We start from the raw sequence: 25,093 nt of genomic DNA, 5'->3' as shown, positions 1-25,093 counted from the left end.
CCAGTCAGGGGATTGCATCCCCTGCACCCCTGCCTGTCGCATCAACGTTGACAGGCAACTAGAGTCGTAGCACACTTCTCATGGCGTTACTGCTGCAGAACCTGCGGCACCTCTATACGCAGCACCTTTGCCGAACGGCGCACTCCGTCGGCCGGCGGCGAGACGGTGCCGCCATCGGTGGCGAAATAGGCGATGTGGCCAGTCTCACCGACCTGCCGACCCCACGCGCCGCTGGTGGGTCCCACCAGTTCTGTATTGAACGGCTCACCTGCAATGATGATGCGTGCGTCGTTTTTGGACGGCTCCAGCGAAACGCGGTCGAGAGTGTTTTCCCGGTGCGTGGTCAGATAGGCAACTCCGGCCTCTTCGTCGATCCAGAAGTCGTCCGCCATGCGTCCCACCGAAACATGCTCCGGCTCGCCGATCGCCTCCAGCGTCTCAGGGTTGACCCGCACGCGCATGAACAGCTTCTTGGCGGTCGCCGTGTAGTAGATATAGCCCAACTTCGCTGCGTAGCGGATGCCGTTGATGCCAGGCTGCTCAGGCTTCATCTGACCCCGATAGTATCCCATGCTCTCATGCTGCAACCAGACACGTGCGACTGGAGTTCCACCATCGCTGGGCAGATCGACTCTCCAGATCAGACCGGCGAACGAGTCCGCCAGCAGAATGACGTTGGGCGCGAGGAGGCAACTGCCATTGAGGCCACGCACGTTCTTAGGGAATTGCAACACCTGCTCCAGCTGCACCGCCATGCCGGGCGTCCAGCCGCGCAGATCCAGTCGCTCCAGAAACGCTTCGTCCGTGTTGTAAAACTTGCCCGTCGAAATGTAGAAGACGTCGGGCTCTGTCTCGACAATGCCGGTTGGGAGTGTGGCAAAGGTAGACAGTTTCAGGGGTTCAACCGGGATGGCCGTAGCGGGTGAAGGAATAAACCAGAGTTCACGGTGACTCGGAACGGTGACGAGCATCGAGTTGTCACTCCGTACGGCGATGTTCTCCAGCATGAATCCCTGGGGAAACTCGGCGATCGTGGTCAGCTTCACTTGTGGTATAGTGTCAGATACCATGATATTCTCCTTGAATATGGTTCCAAAGCCTGTGCACAGACTTTACTCTACTAGAAAGGTTGGAAGTGCCTCCGGTTGATGGGATCCTGGCTCTCATCTCAAGCCCGTGGCACGCTTATGAATACTTCGTTTAGAACTGTTCGGAAGGCGCAGGAATGTCAAAGGCGTTTAACAGCGCACAGGTGATGTGGTAGATCCCGACGAGATACGTGAGATCGACGACTCCTTGCTTGCCAAAAGCTTGCTCGGCAGCGCTGTACAGAGCCGCATTCACACGATGCTCAGCAGAAAGGTTCCGTGCGTACTGTTGAGCGATCTTCTCCTGCTCACTCAGATCATCCGGGAGCCCACCAGTCGTAAGCGTTCGGATGGCGTCCTCAGAAAGACCAGCCTGGCGTGCCGCTGCTGCATGAGCGTACAACTCGTAGTCCGACTCCCACACAGCCCCGACGGCAAGAATCACCACCTGGCGAACTCGCTCGCTGAGCGACGTATACTTCTCTTCAGCATCGTGTAAATCCAAAAAGGCCGTGCCAATGCCAGGGCTGTACAGCCCCGGGTTGAACGGACCAATCAGTCTTCCATCATCGGTCTTGCTCTGAAATTGAGCGCGGTCGGCCCATTGAATCATGGTCTTATTGAGGCGATCATATACCTCTTTTTGTGCCTCCGACATCGCCGTTGGATTGAGCAGGGGCAGACGACCGCCCATTCTTTCAGGTTGGTGAGACATCGTACCTTCTCCTCTCGCAGTGATCAAAACACGTGATCTTGAAATGTATGCATATTCTAGCAATCCTGCTAGCCACGCTAGCAGCCTGGGAAAAAAGGAGGCATCAACGCTCTAAACCAATGGCATTGGAGGGAACGTCGTACGCCCGCAGCGTCAGCGAGACGCTGGTAAAGTACCCGATGAGAACGGTTAAATCCGTCAGGCCCGCATCTCCTAGCAGGGAAACCGCACGTCGATAGAGGCCGGTGGGGACCACGCGTGGCGCGATCAGCGCGGACGTGATTTCATAGACGACCTGCTGCCGGGGGTCCTCAAACGACGTGGGCAGTCCAGCAATCAACGCCTCGACCTTCTCCGCTGGCAGACCACCGAGCTGTTCGGCGATCCATTCGTGTTCGTAGTTCGAGTACGCCGCTAACCACCGGGCATTTATCAGGTTCGTGGCAATCTCGATCTCCGCTTTAGAGAGCGATGAGCCCCCCTGGTAGTAGGCCCCCAGAGGCACCATGACATCGATCAGTTTCGGGTTTTGTAGCCAGATCTTGTACGGCCCGGGCACTTGCCCGCGTGCTTTCACGGTGAACTCATACGCCCTTTTTTGCTCAGGGGTCATCTCCTCCAGGGAGAGTTCCTTATAGCGACCAAACGTTCCGAAATCAGACGTTTCAGTCATCTGTCTGTTTCCTTTCTTGAAAAACCTCAAAGTCTGAGTGAAGCCACACAAGAGCCAGCCTTCCTGTTTCGGCAGGGTCGGCTGGAAGCGTGGAAGCACCACTCAGAACCCCTCGTTCTTTCGACGAGGGAGTCTTCAGATTACTGGTGAGGCAAAGCACCTAGATCTAAGATGAGTCAATTCACCTTTGATTGGATACTGTGCGGCATTACCTCGAATTGGAAGAACAGCATTTTGGAGAGATTGGAGGAGTTTTGCAGACACCTCCAGCCTCATTTCATCAAAACAGCTGCCTTTCGTGCAAGATAGATGCCGATGGTAGGTTATACCGGCTTCTAGAGAAGAGGCCTGCTACTCTTGTTCAGAGAAAAATGTATTGAGGCGTTGGAGCAGTTCTTCTGGTTGTTCCTCCGCAATATAATGGCCACACTCGGGGATGATGCCGCCGGAGACGTTTTCGGCGAGTTGAGCGAAACTATAGAAAGGCCAGCCTGCACCGCTATATTCGCCTCCCAGCGCTAAAACCGGGATGCGTAACTTTTCTTTGCTGTATGCTCTAAATTGCTGTGCATTGGTTGAGAACGAGCGATAATACTCAAATCCGGCTCGTAAGGCATCTCGACCAGAGTAGCAACGAACGTACTCAGCAATATCCTCTTGCGTGAAGGCAGCCGAATTTCTCGCGCGGGCGAAGAACCACTGCAGCAGGATGTGCTCACGTCCCTCGACAAGGGATTCCGCCAGGCTCCTGGGAGCCTGGAACAAGCCATAGTGCCAGACACTGTTTTTGGCGGCATACTCTTCGCGCCCAAAACCTTCGAGGGGAGCATCCAGAATCACGAGACGCTGCACGGCCTCCCGGTATCGTGCGGCATAGGCATAGGCGGCTGAGACGCCCAGGTCATGACTGATGAGGAAAATGTGCTCAAAACCCAGAGAGCGCACCAGCGAGAAAACGTCCTCAGCCAGCGTGGAGGCATCATAGCCGCTTTCCGTTCGTTCCGAATCGCCCATCCCACGTGAATCGGGCGCGATCACCGTATATTTCTCGGCGAGTGCAGGCATGATTTTTCTCCATGCGTACCAGGTCTGAGGCCAGCCGTGGAGCAGCAGCACCGGAAATCCTTGACCGCCAATCACATAATGCAAACGGACCCCATTGACCTGTGCTGTTTGATGGGTAAAAAGAGGCTCTAGCTGAGCTGGAAGTGGTGTCATCATTTTGTTCCTTTCTAGACTTTGAATTTCTGATGAAGATCTTATCCGAAAACCAACGCCGCGCTAGCGGCGTTGCGTAGCCAGTGGATGATCGCCGGTTCCCAGAGCCCGCTCCTGCTCTCCTCGCTGTTGAGCTGCAGACCAGGCACGATCATCAGATCGCCTGGCTGGACGGGTTCGAGCGGCTGGAGATGGGCAAAGACCAATCCTTGTGCACTGCACACCTCCTGTCGATGGGCACAGAAGATCAGCCTGTAGGGCATGCCCAGCCGCGCTGCGGCGTCAAAAACCTGTGCTGGTCCCGCCAGGTCCAGCAGGTTGATCTGCGGCAGCATCAGGAAAAGCACGCGCCGCTCCCGCGTCTCCAACTCGCCCGCTTGCTGGATAGTCGTCAGAAACGAGTCGAAGACCGGCATGGCTCTCATTCTCCTTTGCACTTGCGGATCTCTTTCCATGCTTGGATGGTTGGACCAGGATCAATCAACCACTTGTTGATACTATAGCCACCGGCGCAGGGAACACCAATGGTCGATCAAGCCAGGAAGCGGACGGATCTGGCCATTTTGTGTGAACATCTGCAGGAGTGACTGCTCAACGTACATCGGTTCATTCACATCATCCTGCAGGACGGCATTGATGTGGAAGAACAGTACATCTGGACGGAGGATGCAGTGCGCGTTATTCATCGATATTCTTTATCTTTGGACAAAACGCATGACCTCGGGAATCTGGCAGGAACACGAAAAGCTCTTTGTGCAATGTGCATAATGGTATGCAATTTTACCCCTACAGTGGCAAACTGGGACCCCGCAAGTGCTTCAGGCCTCGCCAGAGCATGTTGTCCGAAAGAGCGCGTCTAGCGTGTTTCCGCAAGCTCTGCATCGCGTTTCTGCAAAGCGTCAAGCCAGGTCAGAACTTCGCGGAGAGCCAGCCCGTAGTTGCCAACCTGACAGTGGTTCTGCGCCTGTTCATACTCAGTAAATGCGCGAGCAGTCAAGGAGCGAGCATTGGTCAACAGAGCGATCTGATCAACGAACTGATGAGTTGGAATGTAGTGGTCTTTGGTTCCATGGAGCAGCAGAACATCTTGCGTGACCAGTGGAGAAACCGAGGCGGTCTCATAGGCTTGAAGCGCCGCAAAGACGTCAAAGGGAGTCTGCTGGCCGAATGTGTGCATGGCTTGCTCCATCACCCATTCCAGGAGGAGGCTCTTTTTCTGGGCTTCCTGGACAAAGGAGTTGAGGGCGTCAGCGTTGCCACTGTTTAACCAATTTAGGATCTGCGCACGCACAGGCTCTAAAAACATGCGCAACTGAACGTCTAGAAAGCTGGTCATGATGCCGTAGGAGATGATGCGCTGAACGCGTTTTTCATAAGCAGCAGAACGCACAACCAGGCCCCCCCCCATGGAGAAACCCATCAACGTCACGTCAGAGAGCTGGTAATAATCCAGCACTGTTTTGACAACTGTATCCCAGGCGGGCGTAAAGGTGAGCCCGGCATCTTCCAGTGGCGTGCCCTGACCAGGACCCTCGAAGAGGACCACATCGTAGCCAGCCTGCTCAAAGGCAAAGCCGCCCAGGAACCACTCTTCGATGTAACTATCAAAGCCGCCGAAGACCACAATCGTTCCTTTTGGATGTGCGGGGGTAAAGCGATAGGCCGATAGCCAGCCATCTGCGAAGGGGATCTGGCTATGATTCTCGGGTGTCACTCCATAGTGGTCCCGTACAAGTTGGATAAAGCGCCGTCGAATTGGCTGTTTCCGCTCATCATGAACAGAAAGAAAGAACTCGGCCAGGCGAAGATAGGTAGCGCCTTTGAGCGTTTCACCCAGAGCCAGGTATTTTTCGCCCAGATTGATAAAGATGCGCTGGAACGTCGGGTAGTCGCTGACGCCAGCCGAGACGGCACGCATTTCGTCGAGCATAGCAGGATCACCGACCCAGCTATAGAAGCGGTTCAGTTGAAAGTTGACGCTTTCATCTGAATGCAAGTGATAGTAACCAATCGGAAATGAGATAGTAGTGCGAGTTGGTACTGTATAGGTAGTCATTGGAGTCTTGTATCCTTTCTCTGTGATCTATGCCAAGGATACAGCGAGATGCCGTATCAGCGCGGTATACCAAAGCAGTAGAAAGGGAGTAGATTTAGAGCAGACCGCGTTTGCGAGCCTGGGCGAGGGCCTGGGTTCGACTGCTTACGTTCAGCTTGCCAAGGATATTGCTCACATGCTTTTTGGCGGTGACCAGCGTGATCACCAGTTCCTCAGCAATCTGCTGATTCGAGAACCCGGCGGCGAGCAGATGCAGGACTCGCGTTTCTTGCGGCGTCAGGGTTTCCAGAAGATCAGAGGATGTCTGAGCGGGCATTGCAGCGGAAAGCAGGCGAGCCACAAAATCGTGGAGCGGCTGATCCTGGAGATCAGGCAGCAGCGCGGCGAGCAGGGGTACCAGTGCGTCGCCTTCATCAAGGAAGAGGCGGAGATTCTCCTCCGGCTGAGCACGGGTGAGCGCCTCACGCAGGCTGCCCTGGGCCAGATTAGAAGCGCCGAGTGCCTGGTGGGCCAGGGTGGTCAGGACGAGCGTTTCGAGCAAGACAGTGACATGCTCGTGTGCCTCCCCATCGGCCTGGAGGATTGAAAGCTGCGCCAGTGCCTCATCGGCGCGCCCTTCGGCGAGGCACAGGCGGGCGAGGAGCAACTGCTCCTCGCAGCGGCGGATATAGGGATAGTCTCCGTCAGATCCGGCCAGAAGCTGCGCGGCCCAGCGCTGGGTATGCGCGAGATTCCCCTGCTTGAGAGCTAGCCAGGCCTCAGCCAGATTTGCTTCACGTCTTTCCAGTGGCAGCTTCGCGTCTGTCACGTGCTGCTGGAGAAGCGTGCGAGCGGATACCGGTGAGCCGGGAGTCAAAGCAAGACGGAGTTGCAACAGGAAACCGGGCGTTAACGTAGGGAAGAAGACCATCGGACCCTGCTTCAAGGCGTTCTGCATGGTTGATCGAGCTTCGTCGATCTCATTACGAGCGTAGGCAATGGCGGCCAGACAGTAGAGGGCCATGCGGTCGTAGTGGTTGAGGCGCAGGCCAGAGGCCTGGACAAGTTGGAGTTGACTGAGATGCAGATATTCTTCCGCAAAGGCCTGGGATTGACGGAAATAACTGGCCGCCTGACCCAGTTCGCCACGCCGTAGATAGACCTCGCCCAGGTACACGGCTGCGTCTTGCATGGAAGGTAACCAGCGGGCTGCTGTGGAGAGGGTCAGAGCTTCCTGGGCCTGCTCGTATGCGGCCCGCAGATCACCGTGGAAGACACTGCCTAGAGCGGCACCCGCCAGCGCGCGATAGCGCCACTGACGATCGTGGGCGGGCAGCACATCCAGAGCCAGGCGTGCCTCTTCAATGCTTGTGGAAAAGTCGCCCTGGTTGGCAGAGACAATCATCCGCATGGTATGCACCTGCCCGACGCCATACACGTTGCCAGCAGCCCGAAAACCCTCCTCAGCCTGTTGGAGTGCGGCCAGGATGGTCACACTGAGACCGGGATCGCTCAGGCGGTGCAGAGAGGTCAGGATCAAGGAAAAGGCCCACCAGAAGCTCAGATCAGGATGGGCAAGCACTTCCTCCCGCGGCAGCCACTCCAGCCAGGTGAGCAGTGTGCGGTACTCATTGCGCCAATGCTGCGGGCTGATAAAGCGACGGATAAGCTGGGCCGCGGTGGGGTAATCTTGCGCGGTCAGTAGGTGGTTAATGGCCTCGTGAAGCTGTTCGTGCTCTGCGAGCCAGATGCCTGCGCGCTGGTGCAGCCCAGGAAGAGTCTCTGGTTCCTGCTCGCACAGAAGCGCAAGCAGCGCTTCGCGAAAAAGGGTGTGGAAGCGAAACCACTGGCGATCTTCATCAAGCGCAACCAGGAAGAGGTTTGAGCGTTCCGCTTGCTCAAGGAGCATCTGACTGTTCGGCTCACTCAGAACTGCCTGGCAGAGATCGGCCTGCAAGCGCTCCAGTATTGAGGCACGAAGGAGAAAATGCCTGACCTCCGGGGCTTGCTGCGCCAGGATCTCATCCTGCACATAGTCCAGGAGAAAGCGCTGCTTGCCACTCAAGGAGGGCAGCACGCTGGTCGGATCAGCTTGACCGCGCAAGGAAAGTGCTGCGAGTTGCATGCCGGCAATCCAGCCTTCGGTGCGCTCCAACAGGCGATTCAGCGTCTCCTCAGACAAGACCTGGCCAGCGACTCGCTGGACATAGTGAGCGGCTTCAACTGCGTTCAAGCGCAGTTCGGAAGTACGCAGTTCGCCAAGTAGACCGCGAAAGCGCCAGCGAGCCAGAGGCAGATCGGGATCAACACGACTGGCAAGCAACAAGTGAAAATGGGACGGGGCATGTTCAACCAGGAAAGTGATCACCTGCTGGATCAAAGGATTTTCCACGATATGGTAGTCATCCAGCACCAGCATGATATTTTGCTTCTCCTGTGCAATTTCGTTGATAAGCGTGGTGGCCAGTGACAGCAGCAGTGGGGGCTGTAGCGCGTTCAGCTGAGCTAGTAAAGATTCCCCCAGATATGGCCAACACACTCGCATGGCTGTCAGCAGCGAGAGCCAGAAGCGAGCAGGATCGTTATCCAGCGCATCAAGTTGGAGCCACGCTACAGGCGATTGCTGAAGCCGAGCCCAGCTTGCCAGCAGGGTCGTTTTTCCAAAGCCTGCCGTTGCCGAAAGGAGAACCAGCGGATACGGTCCCAATGCCAGCATATGGTCCAGGAGTCTGGTGCGGTCAAGATAGTGTGTGCGGACGGGCGGAACCAAACATTTGGTTATAGGAATAGTGAGGTCAGACACGAGGTTGAGCCTTTCAAACTCCTTTGCACTTGTGGATCTCTTTCCATATTTGTATGGTTGGACCTGGACCAATCAACCACTTGTTGATACTATAACCCACTGCGAAGTGAGCGTCAATGGTAGATTACGCCAGGAAGCGGACGGAACTGACCATTTTGTGTGAACATCTGCAGGAGTGACTGCTCAACGTACATCGGTTCATTCACGTCATCCTGCAGGACGGCATCGATGTGGAGGAACAGTACATCTGGACGGAGGATGCAGTGCGCGTTATTCATCGATATTCTTTCTCCAATTGAATGGGAACTGCAGTTCGTCACCAATTACCTTGGCCACTTCACCCTGAACCTCGGATTGCATGACGCCCTCGCCATTGGTGCCCGCGAACGGGGCGAGGCACGCATCGTCTCAGTCAGCTCCACGGCACATATGAGATCACCGGTCGTGTTAGACGACATCCATTTCGAACGGCACGAGTACGACCCACAGGCAGCCTACGCACAGTCCAAGACCGCCGACTCGTTATTCGCGGTCGAAGTTACACGCCACTGGGCCGCTGACGGTATCGTCGCCAACGCTGTCAACCCCGGCGGTGTCGCCACGGGGCTGCAAAGAGACTTCACACAGAAACAAAAAGATTACTTAAATCTCGTTGCGCACCCCGTGGGTCCTTCCCACGCGATGTGGAAACATCTTGTTGCCAGTGAGAGACAAGTCCGTCTCTCACTGGCAACGGCATTAAAGCACACCTGCATCTCTAGCAGCATAATACGAAGGATAGAAGGGGCGGAAACCCAGTTCATCTCGGATGCGAAGGATATCAACGATCCCTTCCCACGGATCGTTGAAGGGAGCTGCTGCGTCACTTGCACCTTCCGGCAGACCATTCAGGTGCCGCAACTCTGCGAGACTCATGGGTGCATCATCAGCAACATTGTAGATCTGGCCATCGATCCCAGAGGTGGCAACAGCACGCAGTAATGCCTGTGAGACATCGGCATGATGCACCATATGCAGCCGTTTTGCCGGATGCCACGATTGCGTGAGTGGCAGGAAGTCGGTCACATGCGGATCTCCTTCTCCATAGACAAAACCCAGACGCAGGATACGCACTCCCAACCCTCGCGTGCGATACAGTTCCTGTAGCGCCTGTTCAGCTGCGGCCTTGGTCTGCGGATAGGTGGATGCTGGCTGGAGGAGGTCATCTTCGCGCACAGGCCGACCACGACCCGGACCATAGACCAGGTTCGTGCTGGTGAAGACAAAACGCTCAACTCCTGCGGAAAGGGAGGCGTTCGCCAGAGCCAGAGCACCTTCCTCATTGGTCGTCCTGATTCGCTCCTGGTCAGTTCCCCGGAAGAAGGCTGCCAGATGAACTACGGTCTGGACTCCCGTAACAGCCGAAGCGAGGCTCTCTGGCTGGCTCAGATCTCCCACGATCACCTCAGCTCCCAGCTTGCGGAAAGCCTCAGCCTGCTCCGCTCGGCGAACGAGAAGACGCACGGTATGTTCGCGTTGCAACAGACGGGGTACGAAATGGCTCCCAACCTTACCAGTTGCACCAGTGACAAGAATGGTTTTCATGATCATTTGACTCCTTGTGGATGAAAACTTCTCTCTTACTGTCGAAAGAGAGGCATTGCCAGGTCTCTTCGCACGTTTCGCTTGACCTGGATACGACATGCTTAGTATGCTTGAGAGAGAATCAGATAACCAACCTCTCGTGATCGTATGATTGCGAGTAGTAGGATAAGGAGATGGAACAGATGGAAGAGACAGAACGAGAACGCCGACAAGCGCTCGCGGCCTTCTTGCGCACCCGCCGCGCCCGGCTCTCTCAAGCAGAGGTAGGATTACCAGCACGCAGCAGGCGCCGAACGCCAGGGCTGCGGCGCGAAGACGTGGCGGAATTGGCGAATATCGGGGTCTCCTGGTATACCTTGCTGGAGCAGGGACAGGAGGTTCATCCCTCAATGTCCGTTCTGGAAAGCATAGCGCAGGCGCTCAGGCTCACCCCTGCAGAGGAGCAGCATCTGTTCAGGCTTTCAGGTCACACCCTGCCAGCGAAAGCGCCAGCAGAGGAAGAAGAGGTTCCACTGGCATTACGACGCACGGTGGACGCGCTAACTCCTCATCCAGCCTTTGTGATCGGGCGGCGCTGGGACGTTCTCTTCTGGAATCGGGCGGCTGGCCTGCTCTTTCGCTTTGATGAGCCCTTTCCACCGCACTCGCTCAATGTGGTCTGGCGCTACTTGCAGTTGCAAGGACGCTCGCCCGATCTTGACTGGGAGGTGCAGATGCGCAATCTGGTGGCCCAATTTCGTGCCGATTACGCCCGCTATCCGGGCGATGCCTCGTTTGAAGAATTACTCCATGATTTGCAGGACATGAGCCCATTATTTCGGGAATGGTGGGAGCAACAGGATGTACGAGGGTTGCCCAATGGACCACGATCCATGATCCACCCGGCGCTCGGTCTCCTGGAATTTGACCATGTGACCTTTCAAGCCTCTTTTTCTTCCGATCTCCGTGTGAAAGTCTATGCCGCTTCCCCTGCAACCGCTTCAAAGCTAGAACAGGCGTTGTCTGCTACCTCTTGATGGGAGATCATAAGCCAAACCCGCGTCTCGTTGCACATCTCGTGGGTTGGTAGATATCAAGCCGCTGCTCCAGCGTCTGCGACGGCCTGTTTGAACAGGGAGCTGAACGCTTGTATTGCCTTGCTTTGTGGAAGCGGAACTTCTCTGGTGATGAGACCAAGAGGCAGATGCAGCTTCCAGTCTTTGATACGTCGGATAACCGTGCCGTCTGGAATATGGTATGTGGCGAGTTTCGGCATGATTGCGACGCCCATTCCTTGCTGGACGGCTTGCTTGATAATTTCGAGACTCCCGATCTCAATGCCAATTGCCAGTGGAAGTCCGCGTGCCATAAAGGCTTGCTCGATCGCCATGCGATAGGCACAGGGCGGATCCGTGAGGAGCAAGCATTCAGCACATAGATCGCTCAGCACGATCTCGTCTTGTTGCAGGAGAACATGGTTTTCGGGGAGGAGTAGGACAGGCGTTTCGGTCAGGATTGGTTCGAAGTTGAGTCCTCCGTTGGCGGGTGGTGGTGTTGAGATGCCGAGATCAATCTGATTGGCTAGGAGTTGTTCGTGCGTGCGGTTTGTGCTCAGGATCTCGATGGTGAGACGGATCCGGGGATAGCGCTCATGAAAGGTGCACATGACCTGCATAAGATAGAGGCGTGCTATTGGCTCGATCATGCCCACACGTAACGTGCCGCTCTCTCCTGCGGCGAGATCTGAGAGATCCTGCTGCATTTGCTCGACGTGATTGAGGACATGCTGAGCGTGGATGAGGAGTGTGTGTCCTGCGGCAGTCAGCTGAATTTTTCTCCGTTGGCGATCAAAGAGTTCGACTCCCAGCTCCGCTTCAAGTTGCTGAATGTGTAATGTGAGTGTTGATTGCGCGTATTGCAGTCGCTCGGCAGCCTGGACAAAACTCCCTGCCTCCGCAATCACCTTGAACGTCTGCAAATGCCGTAGATCCATAATCCTCCAACTATCAGTAAAAATGAATGTTTGCTTCGAATACTTTGTGTTGTTCGATACATCATACTCTGGTATGCTGATGGAGCGCAAGCACATGATCCGTGTGACGACGTATTGTAGGATACGTCTGCACAGAATCCCGTCTGCTCAAGAGGGATTCAACAACAGAAAGGACAAAATGATGACACCACTTCCGGCTCCATTAGAGCCTCTCTTTACCCATCAAACAGCACAAGTCAATGGGGTCCGTTTACATTATGTGATTGGCGGCCAAGGATCTCCGGTGCTGCTGCTCCACGGCTGGCCTCAGACCTGGTACGCATGGCGAAAAATCATGCCTGCACTCGCCGAGAAATATACGGTGATCGCGCCCGATTCGCGTGGGATAGGCGATTCGGAACGAACCGACAGCGGCTATGATGCCTCCACGCTGGCTGAGGACACCTTCTCGCTGGTGCGCTCTCTGGGTTTCCAACAGGTTTTCCTCGTCGGTCATGATCTGGGGGTCTTAACCGCCTATGCCTATGCCGCTCGGTACCGTGAGGCTGTGCAGCGCCTCGTGATCCTGGACAGTCCCGTTGAAGGCTTTGGAAGCGAAGATTTTGTCACCAAACTCAAAATCTGGCACTTCGGCCTGTTCCAGGCTCCCAGGAACCTGGCGGAATCTCTTGCCGAAGGACGCGAGCACATCCTGCTTCAGTGGTTCTTCTCCCGTGCGAGAAATTCGGCTGCCTTCACGCAAGAGGATATCGATGAGTACGTTCGTTGTTACTCTGGCCGAGATGCCTTACGAGCCGGATTTGAGTATTATCGCTCGTTCTCAACCAATGCCCAGTTCTTTAAAGAATACAGCAAAGAAAAATTACGCATCCCGGCCTTAGCGTTGGGAGGCGAATACAGCGGTGCAGGCTGGCCGTTCTATAGTCTCGCTCAGCTCGCTGAACACGTCTCCGGCGGCATCATCCCACAATGCGGCCACTATATTGCAGAGGAACAACCAGAAGAACTGCTCCAACGACTCAACGCATTTTTCGCCGAACAAGAGCCGTAGGCCGCCAAAAGCAGGCACAGTACGTGCACATGTTGAGAATCAATGGTTCTCCGCCATCTTCCCAGGGCCTGTGAATTATTGCTGAGGGCACTTCTTGGGAAAGAGGGGAACAAAAGCCCTGGGGGTGAATTGTTTTTGCACGGCTAGCTCTTGAATGGTTTGACGGCCTTACTCTTCATAAGGGAAAAGTATCTTTATAGAGATGGGATATTCTTTTGGATCTGTCCCACTTTTGGTTATTCAGGCAGCTTGCTATCCATAGATCGATAGATCGTTCTACATAAATAATAAGGCTTTTGTGGAAGGATCTGATGAAGATGGAAGTGAAGCAAGTAACTGCTCTCCCAGAGGAAGTAGAAGTGGCATCTGTTGAGATGAGTGATGACGTACTGACTATCATGGCAGTTTCCATAAATCAGCACCCTTGTTGCCCGCTGTGTGGTGAACCATCCATACGAGTACACAGTTCCTACCTGCGCAAGGTCGCTGACCTGCCTTGCAGCGGGCAGCAAGTGCGTTTGTTGCTGCACGTCCGCAAATGCTTCTGCGAGGTGATAAACTGTGTGAGGAAAATCTTTGCTGAACGGATCACCTCCTTAATGGCTCCGTGGGCACGGGTGACGCAACGTCTGTTTCAGATTGTGCAAATCATCGGTTTAGCGACTGGCGGGAGACTTGGGGTTCGTGTCACAGACCGCTTGGGAATACAAACCACGCGCCAGACCATTCTCCGACGTATCATGGCACTGCCTTTAGAGCCAGTTGAGAAGGTTCCACAGATTGGTATCGACGACTTTGCGTTTCGGCGCGGTCGCAAGTTCGGCAGTATTCTCGTTGATCTTCAGACGCACAAAGTGCTGGAGGTCTTGCCCGACCGGGCAGCAAAAACCGCAGCCGCTTGGATGGCGGAACACCCGGAGCTAGAGATCATCAGCCGTGACCGCGGTGGCGATTACGCCGCAGCGGTCCGGAAAGCCGCTCCGCAAGCGACGGAGGTGGCCGATAGATTTCATCTCTACAAAAACCTGACCGAAGCGGTCGAGATCCGAAAGCAGGCTGAAGAGAGCGCACGCAAAGAAGTGCCACAAGAAGTCCAGGATGCTCTTGCAACGAGCAAGAAGGCATTTTCCCCTCGCACATGGAAACCGGTTCCAGCTCCAAGGGATGAGCAAGAGCGTCTGGCCCGCCGGGAGCAACGCTTTGACCGGTATCAACAAGTTCTTGCCTTAAAAGCCCAATGATTTGAACAAGCCGAGATTGCGCAGCGCGTGGGCCTGACAACTCGCACGATCCAAAAGTGGTTGAAAGCGAAGGCGTTTCCCGAAGCTAAAGAACGGCGAAAGCGAAAAAGCATCTTTGATCCCCACGCCTCCTATGTACTGAAACGATGGAAAGAGGGACAACGAAACGGTCCGCAAATCTATGAAGAAATCAAGAAGCGACGTTTCTCAGGGACGCCCCAGACCGTTTATCGCTTTCTCAGGAGGCTACGGGTTCTGGTTCCTCTTGAGCAAGCGGTTGAGGCACCTCCAACGCTGGTTCAGGATTTTGTGGCCAAAGATGTGGTCTGGCTCTTTGTGCGTGACCCAGAGAGTCTTGACCAACAAGAGCAGGCTGTTCTGACTGCGATTTGCCAAACCAATGGCACAGCGAAAACGCTCTACAAGCTGGTCCAGGAATTCCGGACCATGTTACACCAACGCACTGGCGATCAACTGAATGGCTGGCTCACTGCTGTCAAAGAAAGCCAGATCCGTGAACTGCAAAGCTTTGTGACCGGTATCGAGCGCGACAAGGCTGCTGTGGTCGCTGGGTTAACTCTTCCTCATCACAATGGCCTGGTCGAGGGATATGTGAATAAGCTCAAACTCGTCAAGCGCATGGGATATGGGCGGGCGGGTTTTGCCTTACTACGCCAGCGAGTCTTACATGCATTGTGAGAGCATCACCAAAAGTGGGACAGATCAGAGTAAATTCGTTTTTCAATCAGATAACTGTTCCAAAAAATCTCTAGAGCGGCCTGTAAGGCCTGAATACAGAAAATTCTACGCCCCGTAATTCTCGCATACATATTCCTGGCTGTATTTCTCAGTTATTTTTGAAGATGCAGCGTTGAAAATAACATAGCTTCGTACATTGGGCTAAACAGCTGTGAAATTTTTTGGGAAACTCAAGAAGCAGGAAACCCTTCTGGATTTCCTGCTTCTTGGACGAAAACAGCGAGGGGAAAAGAAAGGCCGGTGTTAACTCTGCGTAAGGAGGTGTGTAATCAGATCAAGCAAGGTCTCCATATCGAACGGCTTCTCAAGGATGGTTAAGTCAAGGCGTATCTGGGCCTGGTGCGGAACGGCAGCGCTCATGAAAATAATAGGAGTTTCCTCCACTCCTTTGCTTGCTCGGAGCAGATCCAAACATTCTAATCCATTCATACCAGGAAGGTGATAGTCAAGCAAGATGAGGCACGGGACAATGGCTTGTACCATTGTGAGGGCCTCAAATCCATTGAGCACATGGGTCACCTGATAGACGGTGGCATCTTGCAGAAAAGCCACAAGCATTTCCCCGATATCGGGGTCATCTTCGACGATTAGCATCGTTTTAACATGATCAGAATCGGAGCGCTGTCTAGGTAGGGGAATATTTCACACATTCTTCCTTTTTATGCCTTTCTGCTTCCAGCAAAGTAGGCTTATAATTATCACGAAGGAAGAGGAGAAAACGTTACATGTGTTCTGGTACCATTCAACTGCAACAGTGAGCCTGTATTTCCAGGAGTCCATACCGCTTCTCTCAATGGCAAGCGGTTTCCCCAGTGCGCTGGCCCGCTGTCGTTCACACCACACCCTCCCTGGCATTGGTCCCCTCTCGTGCGCAACGCTCCCCACGTGGCCCCTGTTTGCTCTCGCCCCCATCACATCACGGACAGGGTCCTGCTGGCCAGCCTGCAACGCCACCCAACGCGCTCGCTTTTTTGCCCTGTTCACCACCCCGTGCATGCGTTCACATCCCCTCTCACGCGTGAACACTCCCCATTTCATCCACACGAAATACCCCACTGCCAGGCGCAGGGTGTGAACCGGCATCCCAGGCCCGCATAACACAGCGCCATCCCCCAACCCCTCCCTCTGCCCTCCCCTTCCTGCTCAGGCAACGAAAAACTGTTCGATATCGTCTCTGTTTTACAAGAGCAGACTCACCTTGCCGTTTGGCCCCTCAAAAACGTATCCCTTCTCGATCTTGACCATAGGCAGCTTCCGACGCGTTGCGGCGAGCTGGTCCTTTGCGTAGGTAAGTTCCTTCTCCTTCTTCAATAGCTCCTCACGGGCAGCAAGCCACTCCTCCCGAGAGACGACTGTTGGGTCACTCATGAAGTCCTCCATTCTTTTGACGACCGGATTGTTCTGCTTGGCTCCCATCACGAGAGCACGTGTGATGTGCACGTAGATGTACTCTACAAGAAACCAACCAGAAAAACTTCTTGCATCTTGCTCTCTTGAGAAGGACGCAACAGACACTCATTCCACCTGGAGGGAGGGATAACATGGAAACGACGATGCCGCGCAGCGTCTTGCGCCACAGAATGATCAGTACCGACCGCACGCGACCACGGGTCGCTCTTCATGCTTCATGCTTCATGCTTCAAAAGCACACCCAGAACCAACCCACATAGCCTCACCGATGCACAGCTCGCCGCCCTCCTGCGGTGCTCGCTCAACAGCCTGACGCAGCTGCGCCTCTGCCGTCTCCCGGCCACTGAGCAGGAACTGGCCCACATCGCACACCGCGCCCACCCTCGACCAGGCCCCTCTCTCCACCCTCCTCTCCGACTCCTCAGAGAACACACACGCGCACTGAGCACACACACGGGGCTGCCGATCAGCTACTGCTGAGATCGGCAGCCCCTGTTCTTCCTCCCTACACGACTATTCCATCCAGTTCCCAACATTCGTCCCGTTTCGTGCGACACGTTCACGCGGCGACGGTAGAACACAAGTGAGACAACTTCTCTTCGCCGCTTCTGGCGACCACAGAGAAAGGATACTCATGATGACCGACGACACGTCCATCCTCACAACCCGGTATACCTTCGCCGCCAGCGCCCCTGGCTTTCTCGGCCACTCCCTCCATCTCCACCGCCAGCGCACGGGCCTCTCATCAGCACAGCAACGCGCCCTGCTCGGTCTGCACGGCGCTTCCACTGATGGTCTCTGGACACGCCTGCAGGCTATGCCTCTGCCTCGTCCCCAGCACGTTGACGCCGATCTCCAGCGCATCGTTGCTCACGTCCTCACGTCGTTCCCTAGGGCCACCATCCACACTGCTCAGCTGACCGCATTCCTGCGCGCCACCTCGGACGCATAGCACCACACACATCCTCTCACACAGCAGTGAGCAGGGCCAGCACGGTGACCGGCCCTGCTCACCTTGTTCCCTTCTCACGTATTGTTCACAAATTCATCTCATCTATCGATCAAAGAATGACACCAGGAGGCTGGCACCGTCAATTCCATATGTATTTGGACTGCTTTTTTCTTCGCCGTTTGAGCACTCCTTCTCCTCCCTCCGTCGGCCTCCGTCCTCTCTTCACGCGCTTTCCCTCCCGTTTCCCCCTTCCTTCCTTCTCCCCAAGCCACCACGAAAAAAACGTGATCATTTCATCTTCGCATTTACACAAGAAATCGCCATCTGCTTACTGTGCGCTTCCTTCTTTGACCAGGGCATAGCTATCGAACATAAAATGATCCTGGAAACCAAGAGCGCGATAGATAGGTGCGCCCATCTCAGAAGCTTGTATTGCCGCGATACGATATCCCAGGTCAAGCGCTTGCTGTAAAGCAACCACAGTGATAGCTGTACCAAAGCCTTGGTGCCTCGCCTGAGGAATTGTTGCAACATTGTAGATGCCAGCGATTCCTTCACACAACAAGACAAGAGAGATGGTAACCGGTTCTCCCTGTACCCGACCTACATAATAATACACATTGGGATCATGCAAAAAAGTCTGCCCATAATTGAGGTTTGACAGATAACGGGCCATAGGTTCAGGAAAACCAAAACCAGTACTCATAATGTCAATATGTTCTTTGAATGCTTCCTCACTCTCAACCAACTCAATAGTCAGTTCAGATGGAGTTTTTGCCGGTACTTTCAAAGCATGCAAGTCAAGCACCATTGATCGTACTTCCCCACTCTTCACCCACCCATGTGCAGATAAAGACTCTTTCAACATCGTGCTATTGAGAGATGGCTCCACATCCCAGAGCATCAGTCCGTTCTTAAAAGACTCAGCAACGCGTACAAGCGTCTTGTCGATAGTGCTCTCTGGTGTATCGGCCGTAAACGCTGCACTAATAACCTTATTAAATACTCCTGGTTCATTCACAAACCATCTGCTCCCTCCCTCATCATAAAACCGGGCGTTAAAGATACGGCCAAGATAGCTTGTAGATGTCTGGTACGTGATCTCTGTTGCTACATTTAAAGCGGGATCGAAAAGGCTATTTAAAAATGTGGGCATATGTATCTATTCCTCATTTACTTGTTCCTGCTCTCGCAGAGGAACGATATTCAGATTGAAGTGAAAGAGATTGGTTGGATCATATTGGCGCTTTAGGGCGAGAAGCCGGGCATAGGTTGCGGGGGGATAGACTTCATGGACACCTGGCTCACCCTTTTCCGGTTGAAAGCCCACGTAGGCACCACTGGCATAAGCAGCCATAACGTGAGAGACTCGTTGTGTACGAGTGGCAAGATCACCCAGATCGTACGCTAGTGGAGCATAATAGGTTACCATGACCAACCCTCTTTATCACGATGGGCAAAAGCAGTCGCGTTGCTGTCAATCCGCTGCATAGCGCCACCAAGGATACGGAATTGGATTAGCGTCTGAGGAGACATCACCTCTTGTGACACTTCAACCAATGAATGTATAAATTCCGGTGTGCACTTCTCTGCAAACAATGTCACCACATGGTGCTGCTGACCTTGCACCTCGCCAGCTTCATTAAACTGAAACATGTCGGCGTAGAGGATGAGCGTAATCAGGTCCGCGATAGGACAAGCAATCTGGCGCAGTGGAGCGATTATGCATTCTCCCTCGCGACTATTCCCTGTGTAGCACGTAATGATCATTAGCACTGGCTTTCCCTGCATGTCGGCGGGAATAAAGGGAGCCGGTGGCGCAAGCACCAACACGGCTTCTGTCGACAACTCATCCGGTGCATCCAGGTGAATACGGGCATATTCTGAGATGGTATGCTCGGCCTCAGTTGCCTCAAACACATCATGCCGCCGAGAACGGTGCCACCCGGATGCAGCGCTACTTCGAAAGCGGTAACGACACCAAAGTTCCCGCCACCTCCACGCAGACCCCAGAACAGTTCAGCATTCTCCTGAGCACTGGCACGCAAAAGCTGTCCATCTGCAGTGACCAGTTCTATCGCTCGCACCTGGTCAATAGCCAGGCCATATTTCCGCACCATCCAGCCAATCCCACCACCAAGCAGCAAACCCCCTACCCCTACAGTGGCAGTATCACCGGATGTGAGTACCAGACCATACGGCTGAAGTGCATGAGACACCTCACCCCAGGTGAGACTGGACTCAATGCGAGCAGTACATAGGATTGGATCAAACCGAAGTCCTTTCATGCAGGAAAGGTCAAGCACCAGACCATGATCGTTGGTACCGTAGCCACCAATGCTATGCCCAGCACTTCGGACCGAAAGTGGCAGCCCTTGCTTACGCGCAAACGTGATTGCAGCCTTGACATCACCTATGTTGAGACAGTGCACAATTACAGCAGGATGGCCATCGAAGAGGCTGTTCCAGACGCTTCGCTCCTCCTCATAGGAAAGATCACCCGGAAGAGTAACCTTCCCCTGTATCATTGAAAGTAACGTTTCTAATGTCAGCACATCTATATGTGGTGCTGTACGTACGTCTTGATGTCCATTAGGAGATGATCTGTTTTGCATAGACGATACAGAGGTTTGATGATCATATGTCATACATTTTTTCTCCTTCTTGCTTACTTGCTCACAGGTTACCATAGGCCGTGCTGAAAAAAATGATAGAAAACAGACAGATGTATGACGGACAACTGACAGATAGCATACACGATCTGATCTCGTTGCTTGTGGTTGGTCCCGGGTACCATATCTCCCGCTGGCTTCTTCAGGGCAGATATATGGGAAGTGAGATGGTAGCCACTGTATACTGACTCACCCGCTTCCGATCAGTATACTGAGTCTTGTCGGATGCACTCTAAATCAATTCTGTATGACAATGGGACGCTTCTGGAAGCAGAAGGTTATTGGAGGAGATCAAAAAATGAATCTAAAGCTTGAAGCCATCATCATTCCCGTCGCAGATGTGGATCGTGCGAAAAAGTTCTATGCGGACACTCTGGGTTTCAGAGTCGACGCCGATCTGAGCCGCGGAGGCAACTCTCGCATCGTACAAGTAACACCACCAGGATCGGAATGCTCTATCCAGTTCGGCGTTGGGATCACTCCGGCAACACCTGGCACATATCAGGGGACATACCTGATTACGACCGATATTGAAGCCACACGAGCGGATCTTGTCAAGCGTGGAGTGGAGGTGAGCGAACCCTATCACTTCGGACCGCAAGGACAGACACCTGGCATCGACCCTCAGCACACGAGCTACAACAGTTTTTTGACGTTCAGCGATCCAGACGGCAACGGCTGGTTGATCCAGGAAGTTAAACAACGTGCACCAGGGCGCTAATGGGCAATACCCTTCCATCACCTGATATTCTTTGACCAATCAAGCATCTATCTGATACAATTTGACAAGGAGGACGACGGCGAGTCGTCCTCCTCCTGCATGAGAAAGAGACAACCAGCTATGACTCAGGAACAAAAACAACGCCCAGAAACCATTACAGCTCTGCTCCATCAAGCGGGGATAGCTCATCACACAACCCATATAGAAACCAATGGGGATGATCCTGAATGGCCGATCTGGTACGCAGGCTACCTTTTGGAAAATGGCTTTGAAGCTTTACTCAATGCAAAACTATTAAAAAGCGATCTGATCTACTTACTGGTACTGGTTGACAGGCAACAAAAGAGCGAAGCCCCGGGCGCACAGTGGGAAACATACTACGCCAACTTTTTTGCCAGACGTTATCTCAATGAGTAAAGCGATTGAATGGTAAAGCTGCAGGCATAGTAGACCCAGGCCTTCGGACTTGAAGGCCTGGGTCTACTATGCTCTGAGCGCAGAAGTTTGGACGAGATAAACCAGGTGCCTCCTGTTTATTCAAGAAGAGGCATTTCCTCAAACGCACCTACCATACGCAGCGATGCCTTTTGCGCAGCGGAAAGGCCCTGAATGCCAGTAATATTGAGCCCTTCGTAAGGACGATCCTGCCGTAATGTTTGCAAAAGCTCACCGCTTTGCACATTCCAGAGCATAATAGCACCATCATCGCCGCAACTGGCGAGAGTCCTGCCATCCGGACTCACTTTGAGTGATTGTAAGCTTTCCAGATGTCCCTCTCGTACTCGCACACACTGTCCGTCCTCAACCTGCCACCAGCGCAATTTGCCGTCACTGCCTCCACTGATCAACTGCTGCCCACTCGGACTCCAGACAACAGCAGAGATTATTCCCGAATGCTCCAACCATGATCGTATACATTGCCCACTCTGCGCGTGCCAGATAAAAATCTCTCCGGCACCTCTGCCACTCCCGACCGAGGCTAACATCATGCCATCAGGACTCCATGCGATGTCAATAATGACGCCTTGATGTCCTGCGATCTTGTGGAGCAGAGTACCTTCCTTGGCGTCCCAAATATACACATAGCCATTATTTCCGCAGGCAGCCAGCCGTGTTCCATCGGGACTCCAAACCACGCGACCAATGCGCATTGGCAACGTCTCTCCCACCCAGCGCAAGCGGCGCGCTGGCATCTCCCACACCTGTACGCCCTGCAGATAACTCCCACACGCCAGCAAATGCCCATCAGGACTCCATGCAATACTCTGGAAAAGAGTGTTATGAGCGTTGGGACCCTGTAGCATCTGCACAAGATCATCAGTCTTCAGGTCCCACAGACCGATGTTATCCCGGCCTACAGAGGACAGGATCTGTCCATCGGGTCTCCAGGCCACTTGCTCCCAATCCTGATGTCCACGGAAGGTCTTAAGCACCGTTCCACTGGCTACATCCCAAAGTTTCAGTTGACTATCTGCCCCACAACTCGCCAGTTCCGCGCTGTCAGGCCGCCAGTCAATATCCAGGAGGGAGCTCAGGTAACCTCCAAGGATGCGCAGGCACGCTCCACGTTCTACCTCCCAAACCCGTAAGGTACCATCAGAACTGCCGCTGAGCAGAATACGGCTATCCGGGGTAAAGGCCAGGTTATTCACATTATCGGTATGGCCCTGCAACACCATCCGGGATCTCCCCTCCTTGAGATTCCAGAACCGGATAGTATGATCGGAACTACAACTGGCTAATGTGTTTCCATCAGCGCTCCAACTCACTCGCGTCACCCCGACTGGGTGTTCCGCAAAGGTCTGCAGGCAATTGCCAGTGGTCAAGTCCCACAGCTTGATCGTTCCATCATAGCTCGCGCTGGCTAGTTGTTCCCCATTGGGGGAGAAAGCCAACCCGGTCACCCAGTGTGTGTGGCCCATCATGACGCGAATACAGCTATCAGGCTCTGGTCCCTCGAGCTCCCAGATCCCGATGCTTCCGTCGGAGCAACCACAGGTGAGCCACTTCTTGTTAGGACTCCAGGCAACTGTGATGATGGAATGACTATGTGACAATGTCCTGAGAAGTGTACCCCGTCTGGGCTCCCAAAGCCGGATAACTGCATCATGTCCACTACTGGCAAGCAGATCTCCATCAGGGGAAAAAGCAAGCCAGGTAAGGCTTATCGGTTGCCAATTTTCCCAAAGCAATGTGCCCCTGGTAACATCCCAGAGTCTGATGAAGCCTTTCACACCACCACTGACTAGCGTGCGTCCATCTGGACTAAACGAAAGATGCCAGACGATATCAGTATGAGCATGCCAACTTTGACGCAGAAACCATTCGCGCCCATCCCACACGCATATTTCCCCATGATCATTAGCTGTGGCCCAATACACTCCATCGCTGCTAACAACAACCGTCAAAATATTATCAAGGCGTTGGGTGAAAACACTGTCCAGCAGAGTGGAGTGGGCCAATGTACTCCCCCGCATATCAATTCCCTGCAAAAAGACGCCACGCAGGAAAAGATCAGATAGATCCAGGCCGCGTAGATCTCCTCGCAGCACACGCAGCAGTACGACGAGATTAGCGGGTCCATATCCCTGGGCCTGCTGATCCCACTTGCGCAAGTCGTCGAGCAAAGAGTACAAGCGCTCCTCCAGGTCAGCTTGTCTCAAGTATGTACTTTGCAGTCGAGAGAGCAGGGGCACAACAAACAGGCGCTCTTGAATAGCTCGCACATATTCCTTGGCCTGAGCCCGGCACAATCCATATTCGAGAAGACAAGCAAGCCTACCCTGCTCAATCTCGCTGGTAGCCCATTCGATGAGCCGGTCTGTCGCATATTCGAGGACCACTGACTGTAGTGTAAAACTGCCCGATTGCTGTCCCCTCTCAACGATACTTCGACGGCTTAGCCCATCAAGAGCTTCAAGCACCTGGGCCGCGACCCGCGCAGGAGAGAGCACAGCTAACAGGTCCGGCAAACGCACTGGTTCGCGCAGGATGGCCAGCCAGCAGAACACAATCTGCTCAAGCCGCGAAAGGCGACTATATTGCTCGTCCAACAGTTCTCGCACGCCCCCGAAGACGACATTGCCCTGCTCCAGAAATGGGAGGATCTGGCCGCCGAAGAGATCTACAATGGTTCTTCCCACGGTCTTTAAAGCCAGTGGATTGCCCTGGTAGACCTCAATCAGGCGCGCCAGATCCTGTGAAGATCCGACAACTTCTTTCTCCTCCAACAGTTGAGCCCCCGCCGACTTGTCCAGCCCGGACAGACGCAAAATCCGAACAGGGGAACGCTTGCCTTCCCATGGCACGAAATCCGCAAGCTTCTCTCGACTGGTGAGCAGCAGACAGCTCTGGTGACTGGTTTCCACCAGGTAGCGCAGGAATGGACCATAGTCTTGTGCCTCTGTCCGCAGGCGACCTGGCGTGGTCCCCTGCTCTAAAAGGGTCTCCAAATTATCTAATACGAGCAGCACCCGTCGAGTGCGTAGTTGCTCCAGCAATCGCTGAAGCAGATCTGGCAGATCTGCTTCAGCGATTGCTGGAGCTTGCGGATCAAGCACCTGTAAGTAGCCCTTTATCAGGGCGGCACAGGAAGGACTATCACGGAGAGAGCGCCAAATCACTACCTCGAATTGCCTGGCAACCTGATGCATTACCATGATAGAGAGGGCCGACTTGCCTATCCCCCCCATACCCAACACACTGATCACCCGGCAGCGATCCTCAACTATCCACCGGCTAAGCAAGTCCAGTTCTTCTTCTCGCCCATAAAAGCTGGGCACATCGAGCGCCTCTCCCCAATCCAGTTGAGGCTCAAAGGTAACGTCAGGAGCACTACTCTGTTCAACATCAGTCAAATATGCAGATTCTTGAATGAGCTGTTGCCGCAGCCAGGATTCATCAAGCAAAACCCTCTGATGGGCAGCTCGCCAGAGAACTCGGATCTCTTCTTCCTCCTGGCCAACGGCAAACACGCGATGCTTCAAAGCCAGAGCCAGCAGGGCCTGCAGGTGGGAGGGTTTGGGGTAGGCTTCACCAGCCTCCCAACGACCAATGGTTTTACGAGAAATACTTAACAACTCGGCCAGACTCTCCTGCGTCAACCCAATAGCGATGCGCAGGGTCAACATCCTCTGTCCAAAGACGTAATCTGGCTCTCCATGCAAGGAGCGCCTCATAAACCGATTCCTTTCACCGGA

Annotated in this window: 23 protein-coding genes and 3 pseudogenes; 7 read left to right on the top strand and 19 right to left on the bottom strand. The window is 54.0% G+C overall.

Annotation, left to right across the window (positions count from 1 at the left end; all coding sequences use genetic code 11):
- Window positions 1-86: 86 nt before the first annotated feature.
- From KTT_RS35860 to KTT_RS36395, 9 genes are all read right to left on the bottom strand, one after another.
- Window positions 87-1,070, bottom strand: coding sequence for a hypothetical protein (locus tag KTT_RS35860; RefSeq protein ID WP_126599274.1), 984 nt, complete (start codon window positions 1,068-1,070; stop codon window positions 87-89).
- A 130-nt stretch (window positions 1,071-1,200) separates the two neighbouring features.
- Window positions 1,201-1,803: a carboxymuconolactone decarboxylase family protein gene (locus tag KTT_RS35855; protein WP_126599272.1), complete on the bottom strand. Its 603-nt coding sequence runs from the start codon at window positions 1,801-1,803 to the stop codon at window positions 1,201-1,203.
- Between the two features lie 103 nt (window positions 1,804-1,906).
- Window positions 1,907-2,476 carry a carboxymuconolactone decarboxylase family protein gene (locus KTT_RS35850; protein ID WP_126599270.1) on the bottom strand — a complete coding sequence of 190 codons (570 nt, stop codon included), beginning with the start codon at window positions 2,474-2,476 and terminating at the stop codon, window positions 1,907-1,909.
- 351 nt (window positions 2,477-2,827) lie between these two features.
- Window positions 2,828-3,697, bottom strand: a complete 870-nt coding sequence (locus KTT_RS35845) for an alpha/beta fold hydrolase (protein WP_126599268.1) — start codon at window positions 3,695-3,697, stop codon at window positions 2,828-2,830.
- 38 nt (window positions 3,698-3,735) lie between these two features.
- Window positions 3,736-4,110, bottom strand: a complete 375-nt coding sequence (locus KTT_RS35840) for a type 1 glutamine amidotransferase family protein (protein WP_126599266.1) — start codon at window positions 4,108-4,110, stop codon at window positions 3,736-3,738.
- Between the two features lie 81 nt (window positions 4,111-4,191).
- Window positions 4,192-4,380 carry a hypothetical protein gene (locus tag KTT_RS35835; RefSeq protein WP_126599264.1) on the bottom strand — a complete coding sequence of 63 codons (189 nt, stop codon included), beginning with the start codon at window positions 4,378-4,380 and terminating at the stop codon, window positions 4,192-4,194.
- 170 nt (window positions 4,381-4,550) lie between these two features.
- Complete coding sequence (locus KTT_RS35830) at window positions 4,551-5,750, bottom strand: alpha/beta fold hydrolase (protein ID WP_126599262.1); 1,200 nt, start codon at window positions 5,748-5,750, stop codon at window positions 4,551-4,553.
- Window positions 5,751-5,844: 94 nt separating this feature from the next.
- Entirely contained in the window at window positions 5,845-8,532 is a 2,688-nt protein-coding gene (locus tag KTT_RS35825; protein ID WP_126599260.1) for a winged helix-turn-helix domain-containing protein, read from the bottom strand.
- 113 nt (window positions 8,533-8,645) lie between these two features.
- Window positions 8,646-8,810, bottom strand: a complete 165-nt coding sequence (locus KTT_RS36395; RefSeq protein WP_160146110.1) for a hypothetical protein — start codon at window positions 8,808-8,810, stop codon at window positions 8,646-8,648.
- Window positions 8,811-8,832: 22 nt separating this feature from the next.
- Between KTT_RS36395 and KTT_RS35820 the strand changes: the two are divergent.
- A pseudogene (locus KTT_RS35820) lies at window positions 8,833-9,180 on the top strand (SDR family NAD(P)-dependent oxidoreductase); the annotation flags it as partial.
- A 90-nt stretch (window positions 9,181-9,270) separates the two neighbouring features.
- Here KTT_RS35820 and KTT_RS35815 read toward each other — a convergent pair.
- On the bottom strand, window positions 9,271-10,116 hold the full coding sequence (locus tag KTT_RS35815; RefSeq protein WP_126599259.1) for an NAD-dependent epimerase/dehydratase family protein: 846 nt from the start codon (window positions 10,114-10,116) through the stop codon (window positions 9,271-9,273).
- Between the two features lie 182 nt (window positions 10,117-10,298).
- Here KTT_RS35815 and KTT_RS35810 point away from each other — a divergent pair, with 182 nt between their 5' ends.
- Entirely contained in the window at window positions 10,299-11,132 is an 834-nt protein-coding gene (locus KTT_RS35810) for a helix-turn-helix transcriptional regulator (RefSeq protein ID WP_126599257.1), read from the top strand.
- 56 nt (window positions 11,133-11,188) lie between these two features.
- Here KTT_RS35810 and KTT_RS35805 read toward each other — a convergent pair whose 3' ends face one another.
- Complete coding sequence (locus tag KTT_RS35805; protein WP_160146392.1) at window positions 11,189-12,088, bottom strand: LysR family transcriptional regulator; 900 nt, start codon at window positions 12,086-12,088, stop codon at window positions 11,189-11,191.
- Between the two features lie 178 nt (window positions 12,089-12,266).
- Between KTT_RS35805 and KTT_RS35800 the strand changes: the two genes are divergently transcribed.
- Both KTT_RS35800 and KTT_RS37960 read left to right on the top strand, forming a co-directional pair.
- Window positions 12,267-13,139, top strand: coding sequence for an alpha/beta fold hydrolase (locus KTT_RS35800; RefSeq protein ID WP_218031090.1), 873 nt, complete (start codon window positions 12,267-12,269; stop codon window positions 13,137-13,139).
- Between the two features lie 317 nt (window positions 13,140-13,456).
- A pseudogene (locus tag KTT_RS37960) lies at window positions 13,457-15,079 on the top strand (ISL3 family transposase).
- A 303-nt stretch (window positions 15,080-15,382) separates the two neighbouring features.
- On the opposite strand, the gene KTT_RS35790 reads toward KTT_RS37960, so the two are convergent.
- From KTT_RS35790 to KTT_RS35780, 3 genes are all read right to left on the bottom strand, one after another.
- Window positions 15,383-15,733 carry a response regulator gene (locus tag KTT_RS35790; protein WP_126603114.1) on the bottom strand — a complete coding sequence of 117 codons (351 nt, stop codon included), beginning with the start codon at window positions 15,731-15,733 and terminating at the stop codon, window positions 15,383-15,385.
- A 585-nt stretch (window positions 15,734-16,318) separates the two neighbouring features.
- Entirely contained in the window at window positions 16,319-16,507 is a 189-nt protein-coding gene (locus tag KTT_RS35785) for a DUF899 family protein (protein WP_126603112.1), read from the bottom strand.
- 264 nt (window positions 16,508-16,771) lie between these two features.
- A complete protein-coding gene (locus KTT_RS35780) occupies window positions 16,772-16,954 on the bottom strand; it encodes a hypothetical protein (protein WP_126603110.1) in 183 nt (60 codons plus the stop codon).
- Between the two features lie 229 nt (window positions 16,955-17,183).
- Between KTT_RS35780 and KTT_RS35775 the strand changes: the two genes are divergently transcribed.
- Complete coding sequence (locus tag KTT_RS35775) at window positions 17,184-17,501, top strand: hypothetical protein (RefSeq protein ID WP_126603108.1); 318 nt, start codon at window positions 17,184-17,186, stop codon at window positions 17,499-17,501.
- Between the two features lie 328 nt (window positions 17,502-17,829).
- Here KTT_RS35775 and KTT_RS35770 read toward each other — a convergent pair whose 3' ends face one another.
- The 4 genes and pseudogenes from KTT_RS35770 to KTT_RS37900 all read right to left on the bottom strand — a co-directional run.
- Window positions 17,830-18,657: a GNAT family N-acetyltransferase gene (locus KTT_RS35770; protein WP_126603106.1), complete on the bottom strand. Its 828-nt coding sequence runs from the start codon at window positions 18,655-18,657 to the stop codon at window positions 17,830-17,832.
- Between the two features lie 6 nt (window positions 18,658-18,663).
- Window positions 18,664-18,933: a BBE domain-containing protein gene (locus KTT_RS35765; RefSeq protein WP_126603104.1), complete on the bottom strand. Its 270-nt coding sequence runs from the start codon at window positions 18,931-18,933 to the stop codon at window positions 18,664-18,666.
- Window positions 18,927-19,421, bottom strand: coding sequence for a hypothetical protein (locus tag KTT_RS35760; protein WP_235845966.1), 495 nt, complete (start codon window positions 19,419-19,421; stop codon window positions 18,927-18,929). Before KTT_RS35760 ends, KTT_RS35765 begins: the two co-directional genes overlap by 7 nt.
- A 179-nt stretch (window positions 19,422-19,600) precedes the next feature.
- Window positions 19,601-20,029: pseudogene (locus tag KTT_RS37900) on the bottom strand (FAD-binding oxidoreductase); the annotation flags it as partial.
- Window positions 20,030-20,471: 442 nt separating this feature from the next.
- Here KTT_RS37900 and KTT_RS35750 point away from each other — a divergent pair.
- Window positions 20,472-20,894 carry a VOC family protein gene (locus KTT_RS35750; protein WP_126603098.1) on the top strand — a complete coding sequence of 141 codons (423 nt, stop codon included), beginning with the start codon at window positions 20,472-20,474 and terminating at the stop codon, window positions 20,892-20,894.
- Window positions 20,895-21,014: 120 nt separating this feature from the next.
- A complete protein-coding gene (locus KTT_RS35745) occupies window positions 21,015-21,311 on the top strand; it encodes a hypothetical protein (protein ID WP_126603096.1) in 297 nt (98 codons plus the stop codon).
- Between the two features lie 116 nt (window positions 21,312-21,427).
- Here the strand turns inward: KTT_RS35745 and KTT_RS35740 are convergent, their stop codons facing one another.
- Window positions 21,428-25,072, bottom strand: coding sequence for an NB-ARC domain-containing protein (locus tag KTT_RS35740; protein ID WP_126603094.1), 3,645 nt, complete (start codon window positions 25,070-25,072; stop codon window positions 21,428-21,430).
- Between the last annotated feature and the right edge of the window lie 21 nt (window positions 25,073-25,093).

Source organism: Dictyobacter aurantiacus, from assembly GCF_003967515.1.
GTDB lineage: Bacteria > Chloroflexota > Ktedonobacteria > Ktedonobacterales > Ktedonobacteraceae > Dictyobacter > Dictyobacter aurantiacus.
This window is presented reverse-complemented; position numbering and strand designations above follow the sequence as displayed.